Here is an 18,353-nt window from a genome sequence, read left to right on the forward strand (position 1 = left end):
GTCACGTCTGTCGTCAGCCGTCCTTGCCCAGCCCTTCCAGGAGGGGCACGAACCGCACCGGGCGCAACTCGTCATACGCGTATCCCTCATCGGTCCGTCGGACCCGGATCAGGGTTTGTACCGCATCTGACTGCCCGACCGGCACCACCATGATACCGCCGATTTTCAGTTGCGCCAATAGGGGGCCGGGCGGGTCTTCTGCGGCGGCGGTCACGATGATCCGGTCGAAGGGTGCCTGATCGGGCAGGCCAAAGGAGCCGTCCAGCGTGACAGCCGTGATGTTGACGAGGTCAAGCTGCGAGAAAACGGACCGCGCCTCCCGCACCAGCCGGGCATGCCGGTCGATCGTATAGACCCGGCGGGCCAGTTTGGAGAGGATCGCAGCCTGGTAGCCCGAGCCGGTTCCGACCTCCAGAACCTTGTCGCGTGGTTCGACCTGAAGCGCCTGTGTCATCAGCCCAACCACCGATGGCTGACTGATCGTCTGGCCGCAGGCAATGGGAAGCGGCATATCCTCGTAGGCGCGTTCGGCGAAGAGACCGCGCACGAAGGGGCCGCGATCAATCGCCTCCATCGCGCCGAGCACCCGCGCGTCGGTCACCCCTTTTGACCGGAGCGCAAAGAGAAACTGCATGCGGATCTCGGCGTCGGGATCCGTCATTCGATTGCCCGAAGTGCATCCAGCGCGTCATGGGCGGTCAAGTCGGCACGCATGGGTGTTACCGAGATGTATCCGTCCAGATTGACGGCGGCATCGGTTCCGGGTGCTGTCGGGATATGCTGATTGCCGCCGGTGATCCAAAGAAAGCGGCGCCCGGAGGGGGAGGCGTGCGGTTCTACACCAAAATGCGTTCCACGCCGGAACCCCTGGGCCGCGATGCGCGCGCCCTTGACCTCACCGGCTGGCACCGGCGGGAAGTTTACATTGTAGAACAGGCCGTAATCGGCATCCTCCGTCGGCGTGGCATCAAGGATCTTGCGAATGAGATCCGCACCATGAACGGCGGCCGCCTCGAAAGGGTTCTGGGTCTGAACGTTACGCGGCCCGTAATATTGTGACAGTGCGAGGGCCGGCAGACCCTGAAGGGCGGCCTCCAGCGCGCCTCCCAGGGTGCCGGAGTAAAGGGCGTTTTCAGCCGAATTGTTCCCTCGGTTGACCCCCGACAGGACAAGTTCGGGTGGTGCGTCCTTCATCACATCATGAAGGCCGGCCAGCACGCAATCCGCCGGCGACCCTTCGGCGGCAAAGCGGCGGTCGCCCATCTGTGCAATCATCATCGGATGGGTGTAGCTGATACAATGGGCCACGCCGGATTGTTCAAAGGCCGGGGCGACCGTCCAGACCTCACCCTCGGGTCCGGCGAGCTCTTCCGCAATAGCGGTCAGGACCTTCAATCCGGGCGCGTTGATACCGTCGTCGTTCGTGATGAGAATACGCATAAAGCCTGCCCCTTTTGATCTTGATAGACAAGCGACCGAAGCGGGGCAAGCAAGCCTGCCGCTCCGGATCTAAAATATCCCGGCTGCTGCCAGTGATGTCAGGTCCGCAACCCGATCTCGCTCAGCACCCGCCGTGCTTCGTCCGCGGGAGCGGCGAGGTCGGCCCGTGTCTCCCCGGGAAAAAACCGCGCCCGGATGGCGGTGGGCATCGGAGCGGGGGAGAGGATGTGGATGCGCGGACCGGTTTTGGCGGTTTCGGCCTGCCAGCTGCGCGCGAGCGCGATTTGCGCGGCCTTGGTGGCGCCATAAGGGCCAAAGAACTTCTCACCGGCGCGGGGATCGTCGAAAAAGACGGCCTGTCCGGTTTGGCCCAGAAGAGGCGCGATGAAGGGGATCAGACGGGCCGTGGCATTGCTGTTGACCTCAAGCGATTTCTGCCAGTCCTTGGCATCGATGTGATCGGCGGGGCTGAGAGGGGCGGCATGGACGGCGGTGTGTAGCCAGAGATCGAGGTGTTTCCAGCGATCATGCACCCCCCGGCAGAGTGTTGCCATCGCTGCGGGATCGGTGATGTCCATCGGGGCCAGAGTGGCTTGGCCGCCTGCGGCCTGTATCCGGTCGTCTAGCTCTTCAAGGGCGCCGACCGTGCGGGCCACGGCGATGACATGATGGCTGGGCGCAAGCGCTTCCGCCAGGGCGGCCCCAAGGCCACGCGAAGCGCCGGTGATAAGTGCGGTTTGTGTCATGGGGGCGGGATGTGGGACAGATCGCGGCTCGGGTCAATATGTCAGCGCAACGAAAGTCGGCTGATCCGGCCATGGCGATGGAGTACGATCCCGTCACTGTCGATCCCGGCGACATCCGAACCGGAGAGTCGCATCCCCCGACGTACGCGGCGGACACGCCCGCTGCGCAGGCGCACAAGCGCTGTCAGATCCGTGTTCGCGCCGAACACACCAAGAACGATCGTGCCACTTAAATCGATTTGATCTTCCACGGTGGCAAAACCTGCCACCCGGTCGGAGGTTGCTCCGCCCTTGTCCTGCGATGCCGTGTTCATATCCTGCTCCGAGCCTTGAGTAGGCTCTCTTTGTCTGAATGAGCCAGCGGCCCTAGCACCGGTGGAACTTGGCCGAAAGAGACGACGAAGCGTCAGGCCTCGGGAGCCGCGAGAGAACGCTCATGGACTGGCAAACCGTTGCCGCTGCCGTCTGGAGCACGTTTTTTCGAAGCGCTGTAAGTGCCTTTTGAGCAGCTCGGGCGCCCGCGGCGCGGCGGAATTTGTCTCAAATTCCGCATTGTGGAACGGTTTGACTTCGCGGGGTCCGTTTTCCGTGACGGAAAACGGATCCGTTGGCCAACGGGATCACTCGGCCGCGGGCTTGAGTTCGAAGCCTTTTTCGATCATGTCCGCCGGCTTCACGGGATATTCACCGGAAAAGCAGGCGTCGCAATATTGGGGAGATCCCGTGTCACGCCCCTGTGCCTCGCCCACCGCGCGGTAGAGCCCGTCAAGCGAGATGAATTTGAGGCTGTCCACGGCCAGATGATCCCGCATTTCCTCTTCACTCATTGTCGCGGCCAGCAACTTTTCGCGCTGCGGTGTGTCGACGCCGTAGAAACAAGGCCAGGCCGTCGGGGGGGAGGCGATGCGGAAATGCACCTCCTTGGCGCCTGCATCGAGGATCATCTCCTTGATCTTGCGGGAGGTCGTGCCGCGCACCACCGAATCGTCCACCAAGATGACCCGCTTGCCGCGGATCAGCGCGCGGTTCACGTTCAGTTTCAGCCGGACGCCCATGTTGCGAATCTGCTCCGTCGGCTCGATGAAGGTGCGGCCCATATACTGGTTGCGGATGATCCCCATCGCATAGGGAATGCCGCTTTCCAGCGAATAGCCGATTGCCGCCGGCGTGCCGCTGTCGGGCACCGGACAGACCAGATCGGCTTCGACCGGGCTTTCCTTGGCCAGTTCCCGCCCGATATTTTCGCGCGTTTCATAGACCGACCGCCCGCCCAGGATCGAATCGGGGCGGGAGAAATAGACATGTTCGAAGATGCAGAAACGCGACTTTGCGGGGCGGAAAGGGAAGTGGCTTTCCACGCCCTGATCGTTGATGACCACCATCTCTCCGGGCTCGATTTCGCGGACGAAATCGGCTCCGATGATGTCGAGCGCACAGGTTTCCGAACTCAGCGCCCAGCCATCGCCGATGCGGCCCAGAACCAGCGGGCGCACGCCCAGAGGATCGCGCACGCCGATCAGCTTGGTCCGTGTCATCGCCACGACCGAGAATGCGCCTTCCACTTTGCGCAGCGCTTCCTCCATCCGGTCGGGGATCGATCGGCCCATCGACCGCGCCATCAGGTGGATGATGCATTCGCTGTCGGATGAGCTTTGAAAGATTGACCCGCGCTCGATCAGCTCGCGCCGCAGCGCGTCGGCATTGGTGATGTTGCCATTATGCGCAATCGCCGCGCCGCCCATGGAAAACTCGCCAAAGAAGGGCTGCACGTCACGGATGGCCGTCTGCCCCTTCGAGCCCGCGGTGGAATAGCGCACATGACCGATGGCGAGAGAGCCGGGCAGGGTCTCCATCACCGACTGGCTGGTGAAATTGTCGCGGACATAGCCAAAGCGCCGGGCGGAGTTGAAGCCATGGTCAGGATGATGCGCCACGATACCGCCCGCTTCCTGGCCGCGATGCTGGAGGGCATGCAAGCCAAGAGCGACGAAATTGGCGGCGTCGCTTGCGCCCACAACCCCGAATATACCGCATTCCTCGCGGAGCTTGTCGTCATCGAAAGGGTGTGCGGGGGGCATGAATGGGGACACGAGGGGCAGCTCCGAATCCGTCGTCCTGTTTAACCTCTCCATACGAGCTTCGCGCACGGCTGTCACGAAACTATCACGTTTGTCGCCGTGGGGTCAGCCAGATGGGCCTTGTGCGTTGCCGATGCGCCATCAAGCGCTTCACGTGACATATAGGTTTTAGCGCTGTTGGGCCAAGCCGGCGCAGAGGGACATCGACGATCTGATCGGTGCGAGGATCGCAAGGACCGGGCTGGTTTATTGACCGCAGACGCCGACAAGCTCTTCGTACTGGCGGGTGATCCAGCCAAGCGCCTCGGTCGGGTTCTGCGCCTCGATCTGGGCGGTAAAGCGGTCGAAGACCTGAGCGGAGCGGCTTTCATCGACGATTGTAAAGCTTTGGCCGGTGATGACGGTGTCATAGACGAAAAAGGCAATCGCGATCAAAAGGATCCCGCGCGCCACGCCAAACAGAAAGCCTAGCCCCTGGTCGATGCCGCCAAGGGCGGAACGCTGAACAAGGGACGAGAAAAGCGGGGTGAAGAACGACACCACGATCAGGGCAAGCGCAAAGACTGCGGCGAAGGCGGCAATGATGCCAAGCTCACAGCTTTCGGCGATGAACTCTCCGATAACGGGGATTTCCTTGACCAGCGGTTCGACCTGAGGCGCGAATATAAATCCAAGGACGGCTGCCGCGATCCAGCCGGCAATCGCCATGGCTTCGCGCACCAGCCCCCGCGCATAGGCAAGAAGCGCCGACAGAACGATGATTACGGCGACAATGCCGTCAATGATGGTGAAGCCTTCCATACGTCCCTGCCTGTCTTGCTGACGCCTGTTACCCTGCGCCGAATGTCTCACCCACGAAACCCGTCAGATCTGCGGGCCGGGTCAATGTCAGGCCGCCCCCCACAGCGCTGCCTGAACCTGCCTTTCCGCCTGCCGGAGCAATGGCTGCCGTGAAACCAAGTTTTTGCGCCTCTTTCAACCTGTTTTCGGTTTGAGGCGCCGGGCGCAGGGCGCCGGACAGGCTGATTTCACCGAAAACCACCGTATCCGCGGGCAAAGCCACGTCTTCACGCGCGCTCAGCAGGGCTGCCGCGACAGCAAGGTCGGCGGCCGGTTCCGAGATTTTCATGCCGCCTGCCACGTTGAGATAGACGTCGAGACCGGCAAAGGGGATACCGCAACGCGCTTCGAGCACAGCGAGGATCATGGCAAGCCGTCCCCCATCCCAGCCGACGACGGTGCGACGGGGCTGGCTGTGTGGGGTCGGGGCGACGAGGGCCTGAAGTTCCACCAAAACCGGGCGTGTGCCTTCAATACCCGCGAAAACGACCGATCCCGCGCTGGGCGCTCCCCGCTCCGACAGAAAAAGCGCGGACGGGTTGAGCACCTCGGACAGACCCCCGCCAGTCATTTCGAACACGCCGATTTCATCCGCGGGTCCGAACCTGTTCTTCACGGCCCTCAGGATCCGGAACTGATGTCCCCGCTCGCCTTCGAAGTAGAGAACGGTGTCGACCATATGTTCGACGACCCTTGGCCCGGCAATCTGGCCTTCTTTGGTCACATGGCCCACCATGATGACCGATATGCCCCGGCGCTTGGCAAAATTCGTCAGCTCGTGGGCCGCCGCCCGCACCTGGCTGACCGAACCGGGGGCACTATCGACATTGTCCGCCCACATGGTCTGGATCGAATCGATTATGGCAAGCTGCGGCCTTTCGGCCTCCAGCGTCGTCAGGATGTCCCGCAAGTTGGTCTCGGCTGCAAGCCTGACAGGCGCGTCGGCCAGATCCAGACGCTGGGCGCGCATCCGCACCTGGGCGGAAGCTTCTTCACCGGAGACATAGACGGTCTTGAGCCCGGAGCGTGCGAATTTCGCGGCGGCTTGCAGGAGCAGGGTGGATTTTCCAATACCGGGATCGCCGCCGACCAGGATGGCGGAGGCCGGGACCAGGCCACCGCCCAGAACGCGATCGAGCTCCCCCAAGCCCGAGACGGTCCGGGGGGGTGGCGTTTCCTCAACCGCAAGATCGGTCAGGGGCACTGCACTGCCGCGCCGGGCGCCCAGCGACTTGGAGGCGGGTCCGGACGCAAGCGGCGCATCCTCACTGATCGTATTCCAGGCCCCGCAACCTTCGCAGCGCCCGGACCACTTGGAAAAGCTTGCCCCGCATTCGGAGCACGAAAAGGTCTTGGATTTTGCCATGTACCGCTTGTGGCGCAAGGGGCAAAGGCGCGCAAGCGCTCTTAGCCCGGCGCGCGCCGGGCCAGCAGCGCCACGATCCTGTCGTCATCGGCAAAGGGATCCCCCTCGTCAGGAGCGGTCTGAATGGGGTCGGGCGCGTGCGAGGCCGAGACCGCGCCCACATCGTCCGTCTCCTCGGTTTGCGGCTGATCCAGCAGGTCCGGCAGCACGTCAATCAACTCTTCCCGAAGGCGTTGGAGTTGGGATTGCGCGACATCCTCCTCCAGACTGACCCGGTGATGCCAGCGTTGCATTTCCGAGGCGATGTCCTTTGCTTCCTGCAATTGCGCCTCGAAGGCGTCCAACTCGTGCTGACGCTGGATCAGGAAATCCCGCGCACGGGCCACATTCTGCGTCGAATAGATATCGGCCAGCTCCCGCGATACGTGGCTCATTTGCGCAGCCACTTCGAGAACCGCGGGTTCCAGACTGTCGAGATCGGGGTGATTGCGCAAAAACGTCAGCCGCTCACGGATCGAGTCGAATTCCGAAGACAGTGTGAACGTGCTGTTGCGGTCCTGCGCGTGTGCCCGCGCATAAGCCGCTGTGACATCGTGCATGCCGATCTGAAAGGAGCGGTGCGATGTTTCAAGCGCCATAATGCGGGCATTCGACGGCAGAAAGGCGCAGAGCCCGACCAGAAAGGCCGTCAACGCCAGTTGAATTGCGATCCCTGCATTCGGAAACAGCGTGTCGCCAAAGCTCAGCGGCAGATTGAGCCATGGCAGAAAACCAGAAGCCGACGCGACGCTCGCTAAGACGAGGCCGACTGCAGCACTGCCGAAGAGCCAGAAAGCGAGGCGTTGCAACACCAATTGCGCGACCTGCAAGGTCGCGTGCAGCGCATCGGACATGAAAACCCCCAGAACTAACTTTTCACACCAATAATCCAGAGCTTAGCCGGTGCTTTGAATTTTGCCTAAGAGAAAGTTTCACTGAAACGCGTTCATGACCAATGATTGTTTGTGCGGGCCATTGTTGCGGCACCGTGTTCAATCCTCGGCGCGATTTGGGCGGGTGAGATATCCCAGTGCCAGGGAGGCGACGATGCAGATTGAAAACAGATAGAGGCCCCAAGCGGTTTCGACCCGACCAACACCGATCCCCTTGGCGATCGTGATATAGAGCGCGATCAGGAAGATGTCGGCCATCGCGAGCTTGCCCATCAGATCCAATGCGGGTTTGAGCCGGTCGCTCATCAGCCCCCATTGCACAAGCGCCAGTCCTGCGGTTTTCAGCATGGGGGCCACAAGCGCAAAGAACGTCACCAGAAGGGCCAGAAAAACGTCAGATCCCCAAAGCGCCTGCAGACCGGTGATGACGGAAATCTCGCTGAGGCCGAAAAGCGGCAGCAGACCGGCCCGCAGGAGCGGTGCAAACCAGGCTATGGGATAAAGGATCAGCAAGGACAGAGTGGCAAGGCGGAGGAGCATGGGACGGTGTCTCTCTGACTGTGTCGGCAACGGGGAGGTATCGGGGACCGTGTCGGCATTGAAATGCCGGATTTTGTGGCAATATCAATCGGAGGGGACAAAAGTGAAGCCGGTCCCGCACCGCGTCTTGGCGTTAAGGGCTGCGGAACCTGTCTGTAGAACGTACTTTTTTCTTGTTTTTACTGTGCTTTTGATTGGTCTGCGCAAGCTTGGCTGATCATTGCCGTTCAACAGGTTCAAGGTTCTAGATCACCTCTCCTCGCTCACTTCCTTGCCACGCATGAAGCGTCCCGGACAAGGCGATTATTGTCCCGTGAGCCGTGGATTAACACAGCATTAAGACCTCCCGCACGCTCTTCTTTGGCCGGTTTTGCACCGCCATAATCTGAAGACAGGGCGGCGATCGCACCTTTCGCTGATCGTCTTCCGCAAAGCGTTGGCGTGGCATGTCCTGCCGGGACCTGTCGCACTTTGAACGGAGAAAACAGGGATGGAAATCTTCGAAACAACCCTGCGCGATGGTGAACAACAGGCCTATCTGCATTTGATGGCCCAGCAGAAGGAGGCGCTTGCCATCGCGCTTGAGCAGTTGGGCGTCGACATTATAGATGCGGGCTTTCCCGCTGCATCGGCTGTGGACCTTGACGGGGTCCGGCGCATCGCGCGGGCAACAGAGCAGGTGCAACTCAGCGTGCTCTGTCGACCCGTCACCCGGGACATCCGGATGGCACATGACGCGGTGGGTGCGGCTGCTGCCCGGTCGCGGATCGCGACCTCGGCCCGGCCCTTTGACCTTTTGGCGCGCGGCCCTGCTGAGCGCAGCGCGGGTTTTCGCAAGACGCGAGACCGCTCTCGCCGACTGATGCAGGAGGCGCGGTCCTGGTTTCCGCGGGCGCAATATTATCTGATTTGCGCCGGTGACCGTGATCCGTCCTTTTTGGTGGACCTGGCCGCCGACGTCGCGGCGGCAGGCGCGACGCATGTGGTGATCGCCGATACGCTCAGCACGATGGAACCTGGCAGCTTCGGTGCCCTGGTCAAACAGATCCGCGGGGCGCTGCCGCCGGACGTCATCGTAGGCGTGCATTGTCATAACCAGCTTGGTTTGAGCCTCATGAACTCGGTCGCCGGTATCCGCGCGGGCGCACAGCAGGTCGAAGTGACGATCGGCAATACAGGGGACGGGGGTGGCAATGCAGCGCTGGAACAGGTTCTGGCCTACGCGCATTTCTTCGGTGGGGATGATCCCGACTTTGCCAATGGCTGCAAGATGTCCCGGCTCAATGACGTGATCGAGATGTTTCTGGCCTATAGCGGCCTGACCCTGTCCCCCAACAAGGCTTTGATCGGCGAGATCAGCTTTCTGGTCGAAACCGGCATTCATCAGTCGATCCCGGATCACGTCAAGCAGCGTGTGTTTCAGCCAAAGGTGATCGGTCGGGCCACGCGCAACGTCATCGGGCGGCATAGCGGGCGCGCCGGCATCGCGGATCAGTTGGACCGGCTCAGGATCGATCCGGCACGGATTGATCAGGGCGCACTTTACCGGGAAGTGATGAAAGCCGCGGAACAAACGGGCCTTGTCGCAGAGGCAGAGTTTCGGCGGATCGCGGCGCAGGTCATGCGCAAGGAGTTCTGTGATGCGCGGTGATGAGATCCTCGCCTGCGTCGGATGCTGCCGAACGGGCGCTTGCCGACGGCAAACGCACATTATGGAGGAGGAAGGCGTATCAGTGTCGGCAGGTGTGCCAGGACGCGAACCGATATCCCGCAATAGAGGGGCTGGCGCGAAACGGATGGATGACGCCGAAGCCTTTGAGGAGGTGCCCGGGACGATCTCCATCCCGCAGGAGATGCCGGAGGACTGGCGCGTCGCCCAATCTCTTCTCACGTTACGAGCGCAGGTTGACGCGGCCTGCCCGAACCGCAATCGCGACAGTGACGGCACGATCGGAGATGCCGCGCATTGTCCCGGTCCTTCGGATCATTGCCCCAATATCAGGCATGACGGTGTTGGGATCGTGACGGCGCTGGATCTGACCCATGATCCTGAGGTCGGATGCGACATGGGTCGCTTGATGGCGGCGCTGGTCGCCGCACGGGACCGGCGGATCAAGTACCTGATCTATGATCGGAGGATCGTGAGTTCCTATCCGGTAGACGATCAGCCGGCCTGGATTTGGCGGCCTTATTCGGGATCCAATCCGCATGCGCGGCACGCCCATATCTCTGTTCTGGCAGAGGTTGCGCTTTTCGACGATGATGCTCTTTGGTCGATCGGCGCCCTGGGCCTGTCCCGTAGCCACGTGCGCCCCGGAATTTGATACAAATTCCGAGCCGGACCATCCAAGGATGGTCCGGCTCGTTTTCCGTGACGGAAAACGGCGCCCGGTGATCAGCGGACCGCTTCGATCGGTCCGTCCGCCCGGCCATTGATGAATTGCTCCAGATAGGGATCGCCCGACGTATCCATTTCAGAGACAGGTCCGGTCCATTGGATCACGCCATCATGCAGCATCGCGACGGTGTCGGCGATGGCCCTTACGCTGGACATGTCATGGGTGATGGTCATCGCCGTTGCGCCCATTTCCACGACAATCTCGCGGATCAGGTCGTTAATCACACCTGACATGATTGGATCCAGACCGGTTGTCGGCTCATCAAAGAAGATGATTTCGGGCTCGGCCGCGATGGCCCGGGCGAGCCCCACGCGCTTTTGCATTCCGCCCGAAAGCTCGGCCGGGAGCCTGTCTGCGACATCGGCTTTGAGCCCCACGCGCCGCAGCTTTTCCACAGCAATCTGACGCGCCTCCTCCGGCGGGCGCTTGAGCGTGCCGCGCAGAAGTCGGAACGCCACGTTTTGCCAGACCGGCAGGCTGTCAAACAGCGCTCCGCCCTGAAAGAGCATGCCAAAACGCGCGAGAAAGGCATCTCTGTCCCCGGTCCCGGCCTTTGTGCCATCCACGAATATTTGCCCCGCATCCGGCTCCACAAGGCCAAGAATGCACTTCAATGCCACGGACTTTCCGGTGCCCGAGCCCCCGATGATCACCATCGACGTGCCCTTGCCGATCTCAAGATCAAGACCGCGGAGCACATGGTTGTCTCCAAAGGATTTCTTGACGTTCTCCATTCGGATCATATCGAGAAGAACACCCCCGTGAGCAGAAAGTTCGCCGCGAGGATCAAAACGGCGGCCGCCTCAACGGAAGACTTCGTCGCGCGTCCGACCCCTTGCGCACCACGCCCGGAATGCATGCCGTAGTAACACCCCATCGTGGTCGCGATGACACCGAAGACCGCGCCTTTTACAAGGCTTGAGATAATGTCCCGCATTTCCAGGAAATCGACCGTGTTCTTGAGATAGGCAGCCGCATTGAACCCCAGGTTCTGGGTGGCGACCGCGTAGCCGCCAAAGATGCCGATGATGTCGCCGACGCCGACCAGAAGGGGGACGGTGATCAACCCGGCCAGCACACGCGGCGCTGTGAGGTATTTCATCGGGTTGGTGGAGAGCGTGACCAGGGCGTCGATCTGCTCGGTCACCTTCATCGTCGCAATCTCAGCCGCGATGGAGGAGGTGACACGGGCGGCGATCATCAGGCCGACGAGCACAGGACCCAATTCGCGCACCATGCCTATGGCCACGATCTGAGGCACCACCGCTTCGGCATTGAAACGCGCGCCACCCGCGTAGATCTGCAATGCCAACGCGCCGCCCGTGAAGATCGCGGTCAGCCCGACAACGGGCAGTGACAGCCAGCCCACGTTCATCAGCGCCTGAAAGAGCTCACGCGGATAAAGCGGCGGGCGCAGCATGTGGCTGAACGCCTCCAGCAGGAATAGCGTCACGCGACCCACCGCAGCTGTCCAGGCGAGCGTCTGGCGCCCCAAAGCTCCCAAGGCGCGCATCAGATGACCTGCCGCTCGTATCGCGCGCCCAGCGAGGTGAGAATTTCGTACCCGATAGTGCCTGCCGCCTCTGCCAGATCGTCCACGCCTTGCCTTGGGCCCAGGATGGTCAGCGCGTCCGGCTCGTCATGCAGGGCGGTGATATCGACGGTGATCAGATCCATCGACACACGTCCGACAATGGGGCAGGGCGTGGCGCCGGAATAAACGACACCGGTCGTGCCCATCGCACGGATCAGACCATCGGCATAGCCCGCCGATACCGTCGCTATACGGCTGAGCCGCGTGGCTTTCCAGCTATTGCCGTAGCCCACCGTCTCTCCCGGCGCGATGTCGCGCACCTGGATGATCGGCAGGTCCAGCCTGACCACGGGCAGCGCGTCGGTATAGGGCAGCCCGCCATAAAGCCCGATCCCCGGTCGGGTCAGATCGAAATGATAGTCCGCGCCCAGAAGGATCCCGCCTGTCGCCGCCAGAGAGAGTGGCGTGTCGAGCCCGTCGGTCATCTCGCGAAAAGTCTTGAGCTGAAACGCGTTCATGGGATGGTCCGGCTCGTCCGCGCAAGCAAGATGCGACATGATCAGAACGGGGTTCTGGGTAAGGGCCAGGTCCCGCAACGCCGCCCATTCGCCGCCCTCCATACCCAGCCGGTTCATGCCGGTATCAAGCTGCACCCCGAACGGGTGATGTGGCAGGGCTTCCACTTGGCGCAGCATCTGATCGACCGAATTCAGCATCGGGGTCAATTCGTGGCTGCGGATCAGTTCGGTATCGCCGTCCATGTGGCCGGAGAACAGGCAGATCACCGGTCCGGGACCCAGCATTCGGCGCAGGGCGGCGCCTTCCTCTGCCACGGCGACAAAGAATTGCCGCGCGCCCGCCTTGGCCAGGGCCTTGGCCACAAGGCCCGCGCCCAGCCCATAGCCATCGGCCTTGACCACCGCCGCGGTGTCGCAGGCGGTGTGTGCATCAAGCGCCCGCCAGTTGGCGACGAGCGAGTCGATGTCGATGGTCAGTCGCGCGGTGCTCATTGGCCTCTTTGATGACAGGAAGCAGGGTCCGGTCAAGGCCTGTCGCAAGCCAGGGGGCGCAACGTCAAGGGCTATCGAAATAAATCCGGTTGCGTTGCCAGATTTCCTCACCAATCAGGCAATTGTAGTCAGCCGGCGCGGTCATCTGGGCCGGCACGATCCGGGGCGGAAGGCCCGCGATTTCCAGAACCAGCTTGCGGCGCACCGCATCGGCGAACTGGTCCCAGTCGAGAACCGGGATCATGAAGGCGCCAGGGCCGCCGATCACGCAATTCTGGTAGTAGAGATCCAGATCCTCGATCCCCCAGACGCTGCTGAGCGCATCCTGTGTCATCAAGGGCAGCCCGTTGATGATGATGCCTTTGGAGAGCACATGTTCACGCGCATGCAGGACCGGTCGGCCCTGGTTGTTGGGTCCATCGCCCGACACGTCGATGACGCGGCGCAGCCCTTCAAAGTGGTTTCGCTCAAGATCTTCGGCCGCATACATCAGCGCGTCCGAGATCGAGGTGCGCCGCATTCCGTCGGCGAAATGTGACGTGATCCGGGACGCCACGCGCGCGGCATCTTCCGGCGTGGCAACCTTGGTCCAGGGTACGATGACCTGCTGAGAATAGGCCCCGGCCCATTCGACATAGGTGATGGCGATATTGCCGATCAGCCCGTTTTGAATGGCCGCCATGACTTCGCTGCTTTGCAGCGCTTCGGCATAGCCGCGGCGCTGGATTTCCAGCTCATCCGGAGACATGGAGCGGGAGACGTCGACCGCGAGGAACAGTTCAACGTCCACTTCCTCCGCCACAACACGCAAGGGAGCGAGAAGCAGCAGCAAAACGATGAAAATGTGCATGCTGTCAGTCGGCCAGATTGGCGGGCCGCTGTCTACTCACATTTGTGTCGGGGGCGGGATATTGGCCGTTAAAACTCGCGATCTTCGCCCTGTTGCCAAGGTTTTACAAGATTGCCGAAACGGGTGAAGCGACCTTCGAAGCTCAGCTCGACCGTGCCGATGGGGCCGTGACGCTGCTTGCCGATGATCACCTCGGCCTTGCCGTGCAGCTTTTCCATTCGGTCCTGCCAGACGGCCATTTCTTCGAGCTTGTCGTCAGAGGGTTTTTCACGCTCGGCATAGTATTCCTCGCGAAAGACGAACATCACCACGTCCGCATCCTGTTCGATGGAGCCCGATTCCCGCAGATCGCTAAGCTGGGGCCGCTTGTCGTCACGCGATTCGACCTGACGGGAGAGCTGTGAAAGCGCGATGACGGGGATATCGAGCTCCTTGGCGATGGCCTTGAGGCCCTGGGTGATCTCGGAGACCTCGTTCACACGGCTGTCCTTGGCAGAGGCGGGGCGGACAAGTTGAAGATAGTCCACGATCAGAACGTCGAGCCCATGGGTCCGTTTCAGGCGCCGCGCCCGGGCGGCGAGTTGCGAGATGGGCAGCGCGGGCGTGTCGTCGATATAAAGCGGGCAGGCTTCCAGCGTCTTGGCGGCCTCGACGAAACGGCGGAACTCGCCTTCGGTCATGTCACCGCGGCGGATCTGTTCGCTGGGCACTTCGGAGGCTTCGGAAAGAACCCGGGCGGCGAGCTGCTCGGCGCTCATCTCCAGCGAGTAAAAGCCCACGACCCCGCCATCCACAGCGCCTTCGCTGCCATCGGGCAGGGCGCCACGGCGATAGGCCTTGGCGATGTTGAAGGCGATATTGGTGGCCAGGGAGGTCTTGCCCATCGACGGACGGCCGGCGAGGATCAGAAGGTCGGAGCGGTGAAGCCCGCCGAGCTTCTTGTCCATGTCGATCAGGCCGGTCGACACACCGGCCAGGCCGCCATCGCGCTGATAGGCGGCATTCGCGACATTAACAGCGTCTGTTACTGCCTTGAGGAAGCTCTGAAAACCGCTTTCCGTCTGGCCTTGCTCGCTGAGCTTGTAGAGCTTTTGTTCCGCCTCCACGATCTGTTCACGCGGCTCGCTGTCGACCTCGACCTTAGCGGCGCGGGCAGAGATATCGCGGCCCAGTCCGATCAATTCACGCCGCACAGCCAGATCATAGATCATCTGGGCATAGTCGCGCACGGCGAAAGCGCTGATCGCGGCGCCTGCGAGGCGGGCCAGATAGGCTGGTCCGCCCAGTTCTTTCAGTCCCTCGTCATCTTCCATGAACGCTTTGAGCGTCACCGGTGAGGCCAAAGCGTTCTTGTGGATCCGGCTGGCGGCAATGTCGTAGATACGCGCATGAACCGGATCGTAGAAATGCTCGGCCCGGATGATGCTGGCGATCCGGTCGTAGACGTCATTGTTGGTCAGGATCGCGCCCAGAAGCTGTTGTTCGGCTTCGATCGAGTGGGGCATGGCGTCCGCGCTGGCCTCGGCCTCAAGCCGTGCGGTGTCGATATTCGCGATCTCGTTCATGCCTTGCCCCATACTGCCCATTTTGCCCGTTCCACCGGTTCTAGAGAGGGCCGAGCGTGATTTCTATCTGGAAATCTCTGTGGACGGCGCCTTGGATATCCCTGTGGATAAGGGAGCCTTTATGGCAGATAAGGTATCAGGTTTCATTTTCGGGGCAAGATGTGGATCGCATGCGCGATTCGCCTCGGCAGAGATCCACAACTTATCCCCCGCCGTCAGGCAAGACCGGACTGGCGCGCCTCCTGCCAGGCGCGGGGGGCGTTGAGGAAGGATTCGACCTCGATCAGCGTCTGTTCGTCAAATCGGCCAGACGTCTTGGCCTCGGCCAGAACATCCCACCAGGTGCAGAGCGCGTGCAGGGTAACGCCGTGATCGGAGAGCGTCTTTTCCGTCTCCGGAAAAATGCCGTAGGAGAAGAGCACCGCGGTATGCCCGCAGGTTGCCCCGGTCTCGCGAATGGCATCGACAAAGCTGAGCTTGGAGCCGCCATCGGTGGTCAGATCCTCGACCAGCAGGACGCTTTGACCTTCCGACATCGCCCCTTCGATCCGTGCGTTCCGGCCATAGCCCTTGGGCTTTTTTCGCACATAGGTCATCGGCAGCGCCATCCGCTCCGCGACAAGGGCTGCAAAGGGGATACCCGCCGTTTCTCCGCCCGCGATATTGTCGAACGCTTCGAGCCCCGCATCGCGCATCACCGTGACGGTCAGAAAATCCATCAGCGTAGAGCGGATGCGCGGAAACGAGATCAGCTTGCGACAGTCGATATAAGTCGGAGAGGGCAGGCCGGAGGCCAGCGTAAACGGATCATCGGCGTTCAGGTGAACGGCTTCGATATCCAACAACATCTTGGCTGTCAGGCGCGCGATTTCGTCCTTGGGCGGGTAGCTGCTGGGGATCATGGGGTCTTTCCTGGTTGAGGCTGTGCTGGCCGGTCTCTCCCTTGATCAGGGTGCGACATGCCATGTCAAATCGAAACCGGGGTCGAAAACGGTGACCGGTCCGTCAGCCGTTTCGATACGCGTGGGATAGTCGACGGTCGAGCCCTTGCTCAGTGTAATCGTGTCGCTGTTCACGGGCAGTCTGTAAAAGGCGGCTCCGTTTTGGGCGGCAAAGGCGTCAAGGTGATCCAGGGCGCCTTCGGTCTCGAAGACATGGGCGAGAATGGACATCGTATTCGTCGCCGTAAAGCACCCCGCGCAGCCACAGGCATTTTCCTTCAGGGCGTCCGTATGCGGCGCGCTGTCGGTGCCCAGGAAGAAGGCTGCCTCCCCGGATGTCGCGGCTTCGACCAGCGCCTTGCGATGGTCCTCCCGCTTTGCGACCGGCAGGCAGTAATAGTGCGGTTTGATCCCACCCACGAGGATATGGTTACGGTTGATGACCAGGTGGTGCGTGGTGATGGTGGCTCCCAGATCCGGGCTTGCGGCGTCACGGACATAGGCGACCGCGCCAGACGTCGTGATGTGTTCCATCACAACCCGGAGCCCCGGTGTGGCTCGGCGCATCGGGTCGAGCACGCGGTCGATGAAGACCGCTTCGCGATCAAAGATGTCGACGTCTGGATCGGTGACTTCCCCGTGTGTGCAAAGCGGAAGACCGATCTCTGCCATGCGTTCAAGCACCGCCCGAACCTTGTCGAAATCCCGCACCCCGCTTGCTGAATTGGTCGTTGCCCCGGCGGGATAGAGTTTCACCGCGTGCACGACCCCGTCGGCGGCAGCCCTCGCAACGTCATCGGGATCGGTATCTTCCGTCAGGTAAAGCGTCATCAGCGGCTCAAAGGACATTCCGGCGGGCAGGGCCGCACGGATCCGCTCCCGATAGGTTTCGGCGTCTGCCTTGGTCACAACGGGGGGCACCAGGTTGGGCATGATGATGGCGCGGGCGAAATGGCGGGCGGTTTCAGGCAAAACCGCCTTGAGCATGTCTCCGTCGCGCAGATGCAGATGCCAGTCGTCCGGCCGGGTCAACGTCACTGTGTTGGTCATAAAGGCGGGCTAGCACAGCGCGCCGCGCGCCGCCAGAGCCTCGTCAGCCGATCCGTGCGCTTGTCTCGCCGTCCTCACTCTCATGCGTGTCTGCGTCCGGCGCCTCTGCCGGGGCTTCGAGTGCGACAAGGCGGCGGCGGAAACGGGGTGCTTTCATCCGGCTGGTGACGTTCCGGCAGAGCATTTTCGTTAGCTCCGGTCGCTCTTCGGCCTCGAGCCGAGCCAGCAGATTGCGAAGGTAGGGCGGATAGTCCCGCCTAGCACGATACATCTGCCCAAAGCCGTCCGCATCGAATTTCCCAAGCCCGGCCTGGGCGAGGATGCGGTAAAGCAGCTTCATTTCCATCAGGTCGGTCTGCAGCGCCGCCCCCATATGAGGCATGCGGAGCAAGTCGACATTCGAGCGGTGGAAGAGCGCCGCATGCATCGCATCAAGTGGCTGCATCGGATCATAGAACACAAAGGCATGGTCCGCTCCGTCCAGCATCTCGGGCGCGAAACCATAGCGGTCCGTGAACGACGTGCGGCGCATGTGGTCAAACCGGTCGTCCCACCCGGCGATCCGGGGATCCAGCGTGGCCTGGGGCTGCACGGCGATGACCGTGGCACCGGGGGCGGCAATGGAAAAGGCGCAGGCCGCATAGCCGCAGGGGCCAGCGCCGTAAAAGACAACGCGATCGAAATCCTCAAAGAACGCGTCATCGATCAACCGGTCAAAGAACTCGTAGATCATCGGATCGCGGAACCACGTATCGCCATCGGAGACGATGCAAAGATGAGACCAGCCCAGAGCGCGCAGCAGGTCAAAGCCGAGTGGTTGGCCCATATCCGACAGGACCTGAATGCCCTGCATCGATTCGAAGGTGACGATCAGCGTGCTGCGATCATCGATGAAGGTCGCAAAATGCTTGTCGCCAAGCGGCTGATAGGTGCCGTGTTCGTCGGCGATTTCGGCCATTTTCGTGCGCCAGGCCTCGGGGTCGAGACCGGCGAGGGATATGTCGAAACTGTGTGGTGCGTCCTGCATGCGTGGCTCTCTCATCGTCCTGCCAAGACTGAACT

At 61.7% G+C, this 18,353-nt stretch carries 19 protein-coding genes; 2 read left to right on the plus strand and 17 right to left on the minus strand.

The genetic code is table 11. The features are described from left to right. Positions 1–13: 13 nt before the first annotated feature. From CFI11_RS09100 to CFI11_RS09140, 9 genes are all read right to left on the minus strand, one after another. A complete protein-coding gene (locus CFI11_RS09100) occupies positions 14–661 on the minus strand; it encodes a protein-L-isoaspartate(D-aspartate) O-methyltransferase (RefSeq protein ID WP_130405175.1) in 648 nt (215 codons plus the stop codon). Beyond that, positions 658–1,440, minus strand: coding sequence for a 5'/3'-nucleotidase SurE (gene surE / locus CFI11_RS09105; protein WP_130405177.1), 783 nt, complete (start codon positions 1,438–1,440; stop codon positions 658–660). The genes CFI11_RS09100 and surE overlap by 4 nt, the downstream gene beginning before the upstream one ends. Before the next feature lie 98 nt (positions 1,441–1,538). Continuing rightward, the gene (locus CFI11_RS09110; RefSeq protein WP_130405179.1) at positions 1,539–2,186 is read right to left on the minus strand and encodes an SDR family oxidoreductase; all 648 of its coding nucleotides are present in this window, start codon (positions 2,184–2,186) and stop codon (positions 1,539–1,541) included. Between the two features lie 41 nt (positions 2,187–2,227). Next, the gene (locus CFI11_RS09115; protein WP_130405181.1) at positions 2,228–2,500 is read right to left on the minus strand and encodes a hypothetical protein; all 273 of its coding nucleotides are present in this window, start codon (positions 2,498–2,500) and stop codon (positions 2,228–2,230) included. A gap of 306 nt (positions 2,501–2,806) precedes the next feature. Further along, positions 2,807–4,264 carry an amidophosphoribosyltransferase gene (gene purF, locus CFI11_RS09120; RefSeq protein ID WP_130405183.1) on the minus strand — a complete coding sequence of 486 codons (1,458 nt, stop codon included), beginning with the start codon at positions 4,262–4,264 and terminating at the stop codon, positions 2,807–2,809. Positions 4,265–4,510: 246 nt separating this feature from the next. Then, a complete protein-coding gene (locus tag CFI11_RS09125; protein ID WP_130405185.1) occupies positions 4,511–5,065 on the minus strand; it encodes a CvpA family protein in 555 nt (184 codons plus the stop codon). Positions 5,066–5,093: 28 nt separating this feature from the next. Next, positions 5,094–6,470: a DNA repair protein RadA gene (gene radA, locus CFI11_RS09130; RefSeq protein ID WP_130405187.1), complete on the minus strand. Its 1,377-nt coding sequence runs from the start codon at positions 6,468–6,470 to the stop codon at positions 5,094–5,096. A gap of 41 nt (positions 6,471–6,511) precedes the next feature. Beyond that, complete coding sequence (locus tag CFI11_RS09135; RefSeq protein WP_254449052.1) at positions 6,512–7,363, minus strand: DNA repair protein; 852 nt, start codon at positions 7,361–7,363, stop codon at positions 6,512–6,514. Positions 7,364–7,501: 138 nt separating this feature from the next. Then, the gene (locus tag CFI11_RS09140) at positions 7,502–7,942 is read right to left on the minus strand and encodes a paraquat-inducible protein A (protein ID WP_130405189.1); all 441 of its coding nucleotides are present in this window, start codon (positions 7,940–7,942) and stop codon (positions 7,502–7,504) included. A gap of 490 nt (positions 7,943–8,432) precedes the next feature. Here CFI11_RS09140 and CFI11_RS09145 point away from each other — a divergent pair, with 490 nt between their 5' ends. Both CFI11_RS09145 and CFI11_RS09150 read left to right on the plus strand, forming a co-directional pair. Further along, positions 8,433–9,593, plus strand: coding sequence for a LeuA family protein (locus CFI11_RS09145; protein WP_130405191.1), 1,161 nt, complete (start codon positions 8,433–8,435; stop codon positions 9,591–9,593). Positions 9,594–9,738: 145 nt separating this feature from the next. Further along, the gene (locus CFI11_RS09150; RefSeq protein ID WP_174843491.1) at positions 9,739–10,266 is read left to right on the plus strand and encodes a hypothetical protein; all 528 of its coding nucleotides are present in this window, start codon (positions 9,739–9,741) and stop codon (positions 10,264–10,266) included. Between the two features lie 71 nt (positions 10,267–10,337). Here the strand turns inward: CFI11_RS09150 and CFI11_RS09155 are convergent, their stop codons facing one another. The 8 genes from CFI11_RS09155 to CFI11_RS09190 form a co-directional block, all read right to left on the minus strand. After that, on the minus strand, positions 10,338–11,084 hold the full coding sequence (locus CFI11_RS09155; protein ID WP_130405193.1) for an ABC transporter ATP-binding protein: 747 nt from the start codon (positions 11,082–11,084) through the stop codon (positions 10,338–10,340). Next, on the minus strand, positions 11,081–11,854 hold the full coding sequence (locus CFI11_RS09160) for an ABC transporter permease (RefSeq protein ID WP_130405195.1): 774 nt from the start codon (positions 11,852–11,854) through the stop codon (positions 11,081–11,083). The genes CFI11_RS09155 and CFI11_RS09160 overlap by 4 nt, the downstream gene beginning before the upstream one ends. Then, positions 11,854–12,885, minus strand: coding sequence for an alanine racemase (gene alr, locus CFI11_RS09165; RefSeq protein ID WP_130405197.1), 1,032 nt, complete (start codon positions 12,883–12,885; stop codon positions 11,854–11,856). Before alr ends, CFI11_RS09160 begins: the two co-directional genes overlap by 1 nt. Before the next feature lie 64 nt (positions 12,886–12,949). Beyond that, on the minus strand, positions 12,950–13,735 hold the full coding sequence (locus tag CFI11_RS09170) for a DUF1194 domain-containing protein (protein ID WP_130405199.1): 786 nt from the start codon (positions 13,733–13,735) through the stop codon (positions 12,950–12,952). A gap of 68 nt (positions 13,736–13,803) precedes the next feature. Then, complete coding sequence (locus CFI11_RS09175; RefSeq protein ID WP_130405201.1) at positions 13,804–15,300, minus strand: replicative DNA helicase; 1,497 nt, start codon at positions 15,298–15,300, stop codon at positions 13,804–13,806. Between the two features lie 215 nt (positions 15,301–15,515). Next, on the minus strand, positions 15,516–16,202 hold the full coding sequence (locus tag CFI11_RS09180; protein ID WP_130405202.1) for an orotate phosphoribosyltransferase: 687 nt from the start codon (positions 16,200–16,202) through the stop codon (positions 15,516–15,518). A 45-nt stretch (positions 16,203–16,247) separates the two neighbouring features. Continuing rightward, positions 16,248–17,291 carry a dihydroorotase gene (gene pyrC, locus CFI11_RS09185; RefSeq protein ID WP_130405204.1) on the minus strand — a complete coding sequence of 348 codons (1,044 nt, stop codon included), beginning with the start codon at positions 17,289–17,291 and terminating at the stop codon, positions 16,248–16,250. Positions 17,292–17,334: 43 nt separating this feature from the next. Continuing rightward, positions 17,335–18,318 carry a phosphoadenosine phosphosulfate reductase gene (locus tag CFI11_RS09190; RefSeq protein ID WP_130405206.1) on the minus strand — a complete coding sequence of 328 codons (984 nt, stop codon included), beginning with the start codon at positions 18,316–18,318 and terminating at the stop codon, positions 17,335–17,337. Positions 18,319–18,353 lie beyond the last annotated feature (35 nt).

This window comes from Thalassococcus sp. S3, assembly GCF_004216475.1.
In the GTDB taxonomy this organism is placed as follows: domain Bacteria; phylum Pseudomonadota; class Alphaproteobacteria; order Rhodobacterales; family Rhodobacteraceae.